Below are 11,300 nucleotides of genomic sequence, written 5' to 3'. Positions count from 1 at the left end.
TCATTATAACGCTTTTTCAACTAGTTGGAAACTAGAAGCAAAAACAAAAAAAGCCCCATAAGACCTATAATGAAAAAGTGACCAAACCCTCATTAGAAAGAATCTTATGGAACAATTAAATTTTATCACAAACATACTCGGAATTAAAGACAAGAACATCATAATCTTGGATTATCTGGATGCTGGAACACATAAAGAAATCATCGCTAAGCTAGATTATCCTGCTCCTAAGTATCTCGATTGTCAAGGACAAATGGCTAAATATGACTTCCAAAAAGAATCTAAAATTCCCTATCTAGAGTGTGCGGGATACAAAACTCTTATTCGATTGAGAAAACGCCGTTTTCGTTGTAAAGTATGCGGAAAAATAGCTGTCGCAGAGACTTCCTTAGTCAAAAAGAACTACCAAATCTCAACGATCGTCAACCAGAAAATCACTCAAAAATTAATCGAGAAAGTCCCTATGACTGCTATCGCCGAAAGTTTATCGGTCCCTACTTCGACAGTCATCCGTAAATTGAAAGAGTTCGAGGTCAAGTCTGATCTTAACCACCTTCCAGAACACATGAGCTGGGATGAGTACAGCTTCAAGAAAGGTAAGATGAGCTTTATTGCACAGGACTACGATAATGGACGGACTCAAGCAACTATTCGCAATCATTTCCTTCGTTATTCTAGACAGGTGAGAAGTCGTGTGAAAGTCATTACCATGGACATGTTTAGTCCCTACTACGATATTGCTAGAAAACTTTTTCCAAATGCAAAAATTGTTCTCGACCGCTTTCACATTATCCAGCATCTCAGTCGAGCAATGAATCGCGTACGCATCCAAATTATGAATCAGTTTGACAGGAGATCGCACGAATATAAAGCACTGAAACGTTACTGGAAACTCATCCAACAGGATAGCCGTAAACTCAGTGATAAACGATTTTATCGACCAACTTTTCGGTCACACTTGACCAATAAAGAGGTTCTAGAAAAGCTGCTTTCATACTCTCAAGAACTTAGACAGCACTATAATCTCTATCAACTCCTACTCTTTCATTTTCAAGAGAAACAAACGGAACATTTCTTTAGTCTTATTGAAGAAACAATTTCTTCTGTAAATCCTATTTTTCAAACTGTTTTCAAGACCCTTTCGAAAGATAAAGACAAGATCATGAATGCACTGGAACTTCCCTACTCAAACGCAAAAATAGAGGCTACCAATAATATCATCAAAGTCATCAAGCGAAATGCTTTTGGCTTCCGGAACTTTGACAACTTTAAAACTAGAATTCTCATTGCTTTGAACATCAAAAAGGAGAGAAGCAATTTGCTCCTCTCCAGGTTGTAACTTTTCATCAGCCCACTACAGTTGACAAAGAGCCCACTGTTTATTTGCTGATCATTAATTGTATAACAATTACGATAAATCTTCGCTTTCTTCTTGTTTTTTACTATAAATGAGATTAAATAAATCTCTTTTTAAGCTGTCTAACTGCTAAGGTATAGAAGATAAAAATATAAGCACCATTGACAACTAAGAAAAGGATAAATTCAGATAAGGTAAAAGGGACTAAGGAACGAGCTCGATCACCAACAGCAATCTGAGCATAAGGGAAAATTCTAAAAAGACCTTGTCCAATAAAGAGGGTCATAAGTCCTGCCATAGCCAAAATAGCTGATATAAGAATAGGCACTGCGAAATTTTTTAAGCGAATACTAAGAAAAATTTGAATGGTGACAATAGTAATGGTTGCTAGCCAACCTGTGATAGACCAAAGCAAAAAGTCCAGTAGATAATTTGCAAAAGGTACCTTCAAAACCAAAGCGCTAATAATATAAAAGAGAAGAACTATCAGTTGACTAATAGCCATGACTAGTGACAAGCTGGTGATTTTTGATAAAACGATACGATTGGCTTTAACTGGAATGCTTAATAAGCGCTGCCAGTTTTTATTGCTTTCCTCGAATTGACAACTGATGGAACAGATAATCCCGATCAGAATAGGAGTAAATATCTGCGAGGAATAGAAAACTGTTTGTCCCCAAAGGACGTGAGCTTGTGTACCATCTAGGAGCACCTCTCGATTGAGAGCGTAAATCATTGCTCCCAATAAGGACCCAATAAGGTTAAAGAAGATTAGCGTTATCGGAATAGCACTTTTTTTGATTTTTTTAAATTCAAAAATAATCATAATAGATCCGCCTTTCCAATGAGTTTTTTACTGACAAAGATGCTTAAAAAAATGATAAGCAATAATGTGACTAATTTAAAGGGATAAGAATTATCATATTGAAAAAGATAAGTGTTAGTTCCAGCCACCCGTTTAGCGATTCCCATCATAGAGAAATATTGCCAAGGAATGAAAATACGAATAGGAAATGGTAACGCACCGATACCTACAAATGACAGGAAGGAACCAATTAAGCCTGTTACCACTGTCACACTTGGCTTTGGATAGATAAAAGCTAAGCAAAGATGTAAACAAGACAGAAAGAGACAAACCAAAAAAGTTGTGGACAAAAAGAGACTCAATGAAACAAGTGTCACACTGACCTGCATGCCTTGAATAATAAATTTCAGAAAAATCGTTTGAATCAAACTGACAACAAAGGCAAAAATAGCCATCACAGTCAATTTAGCCTTAAAAAGTTGCCAAGGACTTTCGTTACTGGTTTGCAAGAGTTTAAAAGTTTTGCCTAGATGTTCCAATTCCAGTAGTCTAGACGCTAAAACTGCAATGAAAAGTGGCAAAATAACATCATTCAAGTAAGTCATGGTATAAATGGCATTATAGGCCTCATGCGTTTTAGGTAATTCATATTTGATAACAACGCCACTCCAAATCAGGCCCACTGCTACAATAGCAATCAAAGATAGCAAGAAAGACCGTCTTTTTAGTTTGATAAATTCTAATTGTAAATTTAGCATTACAAAACACTTCCTTCCCGTCCTGTCATATCAAGGAAAACATCTTCCAGCGATCGACGAATCATACGAACTTGATAAATATCAACATCATTTTCAACTAAGAGTCGAATAGCAGTGGCTATATTAACTTTATTGTTATCGTTGATAATCAATTTTTTGTCATCATCCAAATTAAAACCATTGAACATTAGTATTCTTTTAGCAGTTACATCATCACTGGTCTCAAACAGATATTTTTCATCTTCTTCAAGGTCAGATAGGTGGCCTTCAAAAAGTAATTGACCATGATTGATAATACCAACAGTTGTAGCCATCTGTTCAATTTCTGAAAGAATATGGCTAGAAACGATGATAGTCATATCATATTTTTGTGGCAAGGACTTGATGAGCTCACGAATTTCTTGAATACCGGCAGGGTCTAAACCATTAGTTGGCTCATCCAAAATCAGTAATTTAGGAAATTTAACAATGGCTAGTGCAATTCCTAGACGTTGTTTCATGCCTAGTGAATAGTTTTTAACTAGCTTGTCTTTTTGATCGAAAAGTTTGACAATCTTTAAAACTTCATCAATATTTCTTTTTGGTAATTTAAGCAATTTTTGGATAATTTCAAGATTTTCATAGCCGGTCAAATTAGCATAGTAAGAGGGCTCTTCAATGAGAGAACCTACATTTGAGAGGAGTGATATTTGATTGCTGTTAAAGGTTTTTCCAAAGAGCTTAATGGAACCGTGGCTTGGTTGCAACAATCCTAAAAGCATTTTCATAGCAGTACTCTTACCAGCACCATTTGGTCCCAAAAAACCATAAATTTCATTTTTTCTAATATGAATAGAGAGCTGATTAACGGCTACTTCACCTGAAAAATCCTTACTTAATTGGTTGGTTTCAACGATATAATTGTTCATTTGTTTTCTCCTTTAAAAATCTTAGAGTGATGTTATATCCTTTCACTATTTCATTATAATGAACCTCCTTTATTTTAACCTGTTCATTACCTTAATTCTTCCTTAATTTTTACTTTAAAGTCCTTGACCAAGGAAGCAATGTGTTATACTAGTCTTGTTGAGGTAATAGTATGAATTATAAAGAACAGAAGATCTTAATTTTAGACGATAACCCAGAAATTTTAGAAATAGTGCAAGAATCATTGAGCATTGCTGGGTTTAGCAATCTAACAAGTGTACAATCACAAAAAGAAGCTTTGGAGCAATTTGAAGAAAAATCTTTTGATTTAGTTATTTTAGACATTATGCTGCCTGAAGGATCAGGATTTGAAGTTTTAAAGGGCATCCGTAAGACTTCAATGGTTCCTGTTTTGTTTTTGTCGGCAATCTCCGATATAGAAAAACAATATCAGGGCTTTGAGTTAGGGGCAGATGACTATATTATAAAGCCTTTCCGTCCAAGAGATTTGGAATTGCGTATTCTTTCCATCTTAAAAAGAGCCTATCCCGAAAAGGAAGATACCCTTGTTTTGCCTGCTTGCCAGGTGAATTTTAGCCAAGCCTTGATTACCAAAGGAAAACTAGAGATTCAGCTGACGGCTAAGGAATACAGTATTCTTAAGGTCTTATATGATAATAAGAATCGCATTGTTACTTTTGACCAACTCTTAGAAAAAGTCTGGGGATTACAATACCAAGGCTATGATAATACCCTAATGGCTCATATTCGTAAGATTCGACAAAAGATTGAAGCCAATCCTTCTAAACCAGAAAGCTTAATAACGGTTAAAGGTTTGGGTTACAAACTAAAGGTGAATTAAATGGATACCGTTAAATTTTTTACTAAGTTATTAACCAGGTATGTTCTATTAATCTTGGCTTTAATCATAGGACTTGTTTTTGTTTATGGTTTGGTTTTCTCAGCCTATTTTAGTTTCTATGGAAAGGAAAAACCGGAACTACTTTACACTAAAATCGCTCAATCGAGTCAAGAGAATAATTTCAATTTTGATAAAAGCAGCAAAATTGAAATGGATAAACAAAATACTTGGGCTATGGTACTGAATCAAGATGGCAATATTGTCCAATCTTATCATTTACCTAAAGGACTCAAAAGGCATTATACGAATGCTGATATGGTTAAATTTTCACGTTGGTATTTAGAAGATTACCCTGTTTTCTCCTATGTACGTGGTCAGCAAATTTTAGTTTTGGGCTATCCTAAAAAGCATTCCTTAGCAAAATTTAATTTCTATGCTAATACGCAATTTATTAGGAATTTTCTCAGTTTGGGACTTGTTTTCTTGGGTATTATTCTTTTACTTATTTTTATTCTTTTGAGCCGATCAAAGTTGCGTATTAAAAAGGAGATGGAGCCGATTATTACTGCTGTCACTTCTTTATCTCAAGGTCAAAATATCGTTCTTAAAGAAAAGGGAAATTTCTCTGAAATTAAGACGGCTCTCAATGAAACATCTCATATTTTGGAAGAAAGCAACACGATGAAAGAGCAATGGATTAGAGGGGTCAGTCATGATTTACGCAATCCTCTTATGCTCATATCAGGTTATAACAGTCAGTTAGAGCAGCAATATGGCAAAGGAAAGCAGACAGAGGAAATTGAAAATCAGATTCAAACTATGAAAGAAATGATTTCTAATCTCAATATGAGCTACTTATTGGATAACCAAAAGCGTCACTCCGAATTTTCCAATCTTGATTTGGTTGCTGTCCTACGAACAGTAATTGCCGATATATTGAATAATTATGAAACAATTACACTTCATTTTGATTTGCCTGCCGAGACAGTGTTGGTAAAAGGAGAGGTAACTTTATTAGCAAGAGCTTTTAGAAATCTCTTGCTTAATAGTATTATGCACAGCGGCTCTAACCAGATTGATCTGACTTATCAATTATCTGATAATAAAGTGCTCATCGTCATTGCAGATCAAGGAGATATTACAGCTCAAAAAATTACTGAGCTAAATCAAAAATCAACTAATTATGAATCACATGGTATGGGGACAGTTATCACCAAACAAATTATTAAATTACATCAAGGTGAAATTGTTTTTTTAGACAATCATCCAGGATTAAAAGTCACCATTTCTTTACCTTTAGTAAAGGAATAATGACCTGTCTAAGAACAAGCTTACACTTAGAAAACTAACCATTTGGAGCATTGCGACACATTATTTATCTTCTAAATATTTCTAAATGCTATTTTTGGGGCAAAGTATTCTTTCGTCTAATCATCGTAAATTTTTGATAAATAAGTAGCAATACTATTCTATTTATCAAAAATTTTTCTGTTATACGCAAAAAAAGAGTGAACAAATAAAGTTGCACTCTTTTACTGTTAAAATGTTTTGTCAACAACTATATACGAATTACACTAAAAACGCTTTAGATACTGTCAATAATTATGTGTAAACACTCAAGTAGAGTTATGGAGTGCTAATCAAATAAGCTTTCAAGTGTGTCAGAACATTGACCAAACCCTTTATGGATTCGTTGACTTTGCTTGAAATTATAATCTTCAAACAAAGTAACTAAATAACGGTTCAGGGCTTCTTCGGTAGGAAAAAGAACCTTCTTTTTCGTTTGACGTTTAATTTCTTTGTTGAGAGACTCAATGAGGTTTGTCGAATAAATGCTGTGCCAAATTTGGTAGGGAAACTGGAAAAAAGTTAAAAGATTATCCGTATTCTCCAGACTTTCCATGACTTTCCTATACTTTGGCTTCCATTCAGCGATAAAGTCCTCTAAAGCTTGTACTGCCATTTCTAAATTTTCAGCACGATAAATCGTTTTTAATTACCCTAGAATAACCACTCGATTAGATCATTTCACCTTACTAGCCCTTTTCATCAACCCACTACAGTTGACAAAGAGCCTGTAAGCCATCGTCTTTCTCTCTTTCTTACAATTAAGTCACTCTTTACTATCATTTATAACGCTTCTTCAACTAATTGGAAACTAGAAGCAAATACAAAAAAGCCTAGGAATCCCTAGGCCTTCTGTTTATAGATTATTTTCCAAGATAGTATTCTTTTACGACGTTCAATTTTTCGTCGAATTCGAATACCAATGGTGGGAAGTTAGGGATTTCTACACCCATGATTTCATCATCTGACAAGTGTTTGATGTGTTTTACAAGGGCACGGATTGAGTTACCGTGAGCTCCTACGAATACGTTTTTACCATCTTTAAGTGCTGGAGCGATTTTGTCTTCCCAGAATGGAAGGGCACGTTCCAAAGTCACTTTCAAGTTTTCAGCATCTGGAATGACTGAATCGTCAAGTGAAGCGTAACGACGGTCAGTATGCGCTGAGTATTCGTCATCATGAGGCATTGCAGGAGGCAATACATCGTATGAACGGCGCCAGATATGAACTTGCTCATCACCAAATTGTTCAGCAGCTTCAGCTTTGTTTTTACCAGTCAAACCACCGTAGTGACGTTCGTTCAAGCGCCATGATTTTTCAACTGGAACCCACAATTGGTCAGCAGCTTCAAGAGCCAAATTTGTTGTTTTGATCGCACGTTTCAATACTGAAGTGTAAGCTTGGTCAAATTCGATACCAGCTTCCTTGATCAATTTACCAGCGTCAATCGCTTGTTGTGTTCCTTTATCAGACAAATCAACATCAGCCCAACCAGTGAAAAGGTTAGCTTTGTTCCATTCAGACTCACCGTGGCGAGCAAAAACCAATTTTACCATTAGATGGATTCTCCTTTTATTTTTCGAGGTTTCCCTCGTTTATCTATTCTATTTTACACAATTTTTCACAAAAAAGCTAGTTAAAATCAACTAAAAAGAGAAGAGCTTAGCAGTCTTCTCTTTATCGCACTATCATAATTGTTCTCGATAGAGGATGAAATAGTCCCCAAAAAATAATTGGAAAACTACTACTCTTCAATTACAAATTTTTTCAATGTTCCAAAGTAAAGTGAACCACCAATAATGGTTAGAATTCCACCTACCCATCCCAAAAATGGAATCAAGCCGACCGCACCACCTACAATGAGCAAAACAGAAGGTGCATTCGTAACACGTTCATCATCTTTATAATAAACAATAGCCACAATTCCCAATACTAAAACAGCAATTTTAACCAATGACAAAATAATTGAGAGCCCTGTCAATGTCCCAACCGTTACATCTGCGTCTTCAGTTGCCGCAGCAGCTCCAACAGCCATGATAAACATGATGACTGGCGCTAAAAGTAATACAATTCCTGAAATAAGACCAAAAATAGCGTTGACACGAGCAAGTGTATTTGTTTTCATAATAATCTCCTTAAAATTTTTATAGGTATTATTCTATCATAATTTATCTAAAAATTAAACAATCTTATAAAATTTTATAATAAATATTGATTTTCAAAAAATAATTTTAAGTTCTACAGTCTCTTTATAATTAGTAGAAATATAAAATTATGAGAAAACTGAATAGTTGATTATATTAATTATCTACACGGACAGGCCAGGAAGAACTTCATTCTAGGAAATGGGCTAGTAAATTTTCCCATGATAAAACGCATAATATCAAAGCACTTGAACTCTTGATACTATGCGTTTTTATGATTTTAGTGACCTTTCTCAGTCTCTTTCTGATTATTTCGCTTCAAATCCTTCTGCAACTGCATCCGCAAAGTTTTCTTCTACGATGCTTGCACAGTGGTCGCAGATGACTGCATGATAGCTGCGTTCAGCAGTAGTTGGATCGATACGACGGCAACGATCACAGACTTCACCCGCAGCGCGTTCAACTGTGAAGGCAACATCCTCAAAGCTAACTGCGCCTTCTGGAGCTAGTCCTTCTGCAATAGTCAATTCTGACACAATCAAAAGTTGAGCCACATTGCTATCCACCGCTCCAAGAAGAGTTTTCACAACTTCGTTTGGATAAACTGTCAAGTGAGCTTCAAGTGATTTACCGATTACTTTTGCATTACGAGCTTCTTCCAAGGCTTTTTGAGCTTGTCCGCGGAAGTCCATGAAGGCTGCCCAGGTATCCAAGATTTCTTCTTGATTAGCAAAAGTTTCCGCTTCTGGCAATTCTGACAATTGAACGAATTCCTCTTCTTCAAACTCAAGATATGACCAGATTTCTTCTGCAGTGTGAGGAAGGATTGGTGTCAAGAGTTTGGTGATTTTCACAAGAATATCATAGAAAACAGTCTGCATTTGACGACGTTCAAGTGATTTGGCACCTTCGATGTAAACAACATCTTTAGCGAAGTCAAGGTAGAAGGCAGACAAATCAACGTTAATAAAGTTCACCAAGGCCTTGTAGATTGTCAAAAATTCAAAGTCAGCATAGGCATCACGAATGGTCTTAACAAGCTGGTTAAAGCGGATGGTCATGTACTTATCAACTGAACGAAGCTCATCGTAGGCTACTGCGTCTTGAGTTGGGTTAAAGTCAGAAGTGTTGGCAATCAAGAAACGAAGGGTGTTTCGGATCTTACGGTAAGTTTCAGAGACTTGGCTCAAGATATCCATAGAGATACGCACGTCGTTGCTTGAGTCTACACTTGTTACCCAGAGACGCAAGATTTCCGCACCAAATTGTTTTTCAACATCGCTTGGAGCAATGGTATTCCCAAGAGATTTAGACATCTTCTCACCTTTACCGTCAAGGGCAAATCCTTGTGACAAGATTTGTTTGTAAGGAGCAACGCCATGGTTAGCAACAGATGTGATAAGTGATGAGTTGAACCAACCACGGTATTGGTCAGAGCCTTCTAAGTAGAGGTCTGCTGGGTATTTGAGTTCTGGACGGTTGACCACTACTCCATTCCATGATGAACCTGAGTCAAACCATACGTCCATGATATCTGTTTCTTTCTTGAACTCGCCATTTGGTGAACCTGGATGAGTAAATCCTTCTGGCAAGAGGTTCTTAGCATCACGTTCCCACCAGATGATAGAACCGTGTTCCTCAAAGAGTTGAGCTATATGTTCAATAGTCTCAGCTGTCATGATTGGTGTTCCGTCTTCAGCATAAAAGATAGGAAGTGGAACTCCCCAAGCACGTTGACGAGAGATAACCCAGTCGCCACGATCACGAATCATGTTGTAAAGACGAACTTTACCCCATTCTGAGTGGAACTTCACTTTTTCAATTTCATCCAAGATTTCTTGGCGGAATTTAGATACAGAGGCAAACCACTGTGGAACAGCTCGCCAGATGATTGGTTTCTTGGTACGCCAGTCAAATGGGTATGAGTGAGAAATTTCTTCTTGAGCAAGGAGCAAATCGCCCAGTTTTTCGATAACAGTTGGAACAACCTTGTCGTAGAATTGACCTGCAAATTCAGGGCCGGCATTTTCCATCATAATACCGCGTTCGTTAACTGTTACAGCAACTTCAAGGCCGTTGGCAACACCAACATTGTAGTCGTCCTCACCAAAACCAGGGGCTGTATGGACAATACCAGTACCAGAGTCAGTTGTAACGTGGTCACCGAGGATCACCAACTCATCTACAGCTGTATCCCATGGGTGAGCTGTCACAATTTTATTCAATTCTTGACCACGGTAGGTCGCCAATACCTGAACATCAGCCCAGCCAAATTTCTCAGAAAGACTATTCAGTAATTCTGAAGCAACCACAAACTTACGAGATTCGCCAGCTGGTTGTACCAATACATAATCAATATCTGCTCCAACTGTCAAACCACGAGAAGCTGTGATAGTGAATGGAGTTGTTGTCCATACGACGATATAAGTATCTGTATCTAGGACACCTTTACCATCTTTGACGCGGTTAGCATAGTAAAGGGAAGTTGAAAGCAAGTCATGGTACTCAATTTCCGCTTCAGCAAGGGCTGACTCAGAAGACCATGACCAGTAAACTGGCTTGGCCCCACGGTAGATATAGCCTTTTTTAGCCATTTCACCGAAGACACGGATTTGAGCTGCTTCATAGTCCGGAGTCAAGGTCACATAAGGGTTTTCCCAGTCACCAGAAACACCCAAACGTTTAAAGTCTTCGCGTTGTTTATCTACTTGGGAAAGAGCATACTCGCGGCAAAGTTTCAAGTACTCAACCAAGTCCATTTCTTTACGTTTCACGCCTTGTTTTGCCAAGACTTGCTCGATTGGCAGACCATGTGTATCCCAACCAGGAATATAAGGTGCGTAAAATCCTGACATAGACTTAGAACGAACAATAATATCTTTGGAAATCTTGTTCATGGCATGTCCAACGTGGATATTTCCGTTTGCATATGGAGGTCCATCGTGCAAGGTGAAATGCGGTTTTCCTTGGTTCAATTCTTGACGACGTTGGTAAAGCTTTGCATCTTCCCATTCCTTTTGCCAAACTGGCTCTTTGGTAGGAAGTCCTGCACGCATTGGGAAAGCTGTTTTCCCAAGGTTAAGGGTATCTTTGAGTTTCATGGTATCTCCTTTATAAATAT

At 37.2% G+C, this 11,300-nt stretch carries 9 protein-coding genes and 1 pseudogene; 3 read left to right on the top strand and 7 right to left on the bottom strand.

Features of this window, described 5'->3' with window-relative positions:
* Window positions 1–106: 106 nt before the first annotated feature.
* Window positions 107–1,339 (top strand): ISL3 family transposase, encoded by a 1,233-nt coding sequence (locus tag PG086_RS07260; protein WP_270748388.1) that lies wholly within the window; start codon window positions 107–109, stop codon window positions 1,337–1,339.
* Window positions 1,340–1,454: 115 nt separating this feature from the next.
* Here the strand turns inward: PG086_RS07260 and PG086_RS07255 are convergent, their stop codons facing one another.
* The 3 genes from PG086_RS07255 to PG086_RS07245 are packed head-to-tail and all read right to left on the bottom strand — an operon-like array spanning window position 1,455 to window position 3,828.
* Window positions 1,455–2,183, bottom strand: a complete 729-nt coding sequence (locus PG086_RS07255) for an ABC transporter permease (RefSeq protein WP_213988159.1) — start codon at window positions 2,181–2,183, stop codon at window positions 1,455–1,457.
* On the bottom strand, window positions 2,180–2,920 hold the full coding sequence (locus tag PG086_RS07250) for an ABC transporter permease (protein WP_000933491.1): 741 nt from the start codon (window positions 2,918–2,920) through the stop codon (window positions 2,180–2,182). Before PG086_RS07250 ends, PG086_RS07255 begins: the two co-directional genes overlap by 4 nt.
* A complete protein-coding gene (locus tag PG086_RS07245; protein ID WP_001067289.1) occupies window positions 2,920–3,828 on the bottom strand; it encodes an ABC transporter ATP-binding protein in 909 nt (302 codons plus the stop codon). Before PG086_RS07245 ends, PG086_RS07250 begins: the two co-directional genes overlap by 1 nt.
* A 170-nt stretch (window positions 3,829–3,998) precedes the next feature.
* On the opposite strand from PG086_RS07245, the gene PG086_RS07240 reads away from it, so the two are divergent.
* A complete protein-coding gene (locus PG086_RS07240) occupies window positions 3,999–4,688 on the top strand; it encodes a response regulator transcription factor (RefSeq protein ID WP_270748383.1) in 690 nt (229 codons plus the stop codon).
* Window positions 4,689–5,999, top strand: a complete 1,311-nt coding sequence (locus tag PG086_RS07235; protein ID WP_254726025.1) for a sensor histidine kinase — start codon at window positions 4,689–4,691, stop codon at window positions 5,997–5,999.
* 325 nt (window positions 6,000–6,324) lie between these two features.
* On the opposite strand, the pseudogene PG086_RS07230 reads toward PG086_RS07235, so the two are convergent.
* From PG086_RS07230 to ileS, 4 genes and pseudogenes are all read right to left on the bottom strand, one after another.
* Window positions 6,325–6,681, bottom strand: a pseudogene (locus PG086_RS07230) (transposase); the annotation flags it as partial.
* A 217-nt stretch (window positions 6,682–6,898) separates the two neighbouring features.
* A complete protein-coding gene (locus PG086_RS07225) occupies window positions 6,899–7,591 on the bottom strand; it encodes a phosphoglycerate mutase (protein WP_000240120.1) in 693 nt (230 codons plus the stop codon).
* A gap of 188 nt (window positions 7,592–7,779) precedes the next feature.
* Window positions 7,780–8,160: a hypothetical protein gene (locus PG086_RS07220; RefSeq protein ID WP_000856379.1), complete on the bottom strand. Its 381-nt coding sequence runs from the start codon at window positions 8,158–8,160 to the stop codon at window positions 7,780–7,782.
* A 327-nt stretch (window positions 8,161–8,487) separates the two neighbouring features.
* The gene (gene ileS / locus PG086_RS07215) at window positions 8,488–11,280 is read right to left on the bottom strand and encodes an isoleucine--tRNA ligase (protein ID WP_000768060.1); all 2,793 of its coding nucleotides are present in this window, start codon (window positions 11,278–11,280) and stop codon (window positions 8,488–8,490) included.
* Window positions 11,281–11,300: the final 20 nt, after the last annotated feature.

The organism is Streptococcus halitosis, from assembly GCF_027691175.1.
In the GTDB taxonomy this organism is placed as follows: Bacteria; Bacillota; Bacilli; order Lactobacillales; family Streptococcaceae; genus Streptococcus; species Streptococcus halitosis_A.
The sequence above is the reverse complement of the archived record's forward strand: the minus strand, read 5'-3'. Positions and strand labels throughout refer to the sequence as shown.

What these genes read in the sequence shown, in the direction of transcription:
- PG086_RS07260 (WP_270748388.1), top strand. Translation starts at nt 107, where the DNA reads ATGGAACAATTAAATTTTATCACAAACATACTCGGAATTAAAGACAAG.
- PG086_RS07255 (WP_213988159.1), bottom strand. Translation starts at nt 2,183, where the DNA reads ATGATTATTTTTGAATTTAAAAAAATCAAAAAAAGTGCTATTCCGATA.
- PG086_RS07250 (WP_000933491.1), bottom strand. Translation starts at nt 2,920, where the DNA reads ATGCTAAATTTACAATTAGAATTTATCAAACTAAAAAGACGGTCTTTC.
- PG086_RS07245 (WP_001067289.1), bottom strand. Translation starts at nt 3,828, where the DNA reads ATGAACAATTATATCGTTGAAACCAACCAATTAAGTAAGGATTTTTCA.
- PG086_RS07240 (WP_270748383.1), top strand. Translation starts at nt 3,999, where the DNA reads ATGAATTATAAAGAACAGAAGATCTTAATTTTAGACGATAACCCAGAA.
- PG086_RS07235 (WP_254726025.1), top strand. Translation starts at nt 4,689, where the DNA reads ATGGATACCGTTAAATTTTTTACTAAGTTATTAACCAGGTATGTTCTA.
- PG086_RS07225 (WP_000240120.1), bottom strand. Translation starts at nt 7,591, where the DNA reads ATGGTAAAATTGGTTTTTGCTCGCCACGGTGAGTCTGAATGGAACAAA.
- PG086_RS07220 (WP_000856379.1), bottom strand. Translation starts at nt 8,160, where the DNA reads ATGAAAACAAATACACTTGCTCGTGTCAACGCTATTTTTGGTCTTATT.
- ileS (WP_000768060.1), bottom strand. Translation starts at nt 11,280, where the DNA reads ATGAAACTCAAAGATACCCTTAACCTTGGGAAAACAGCTTTCCCAATG.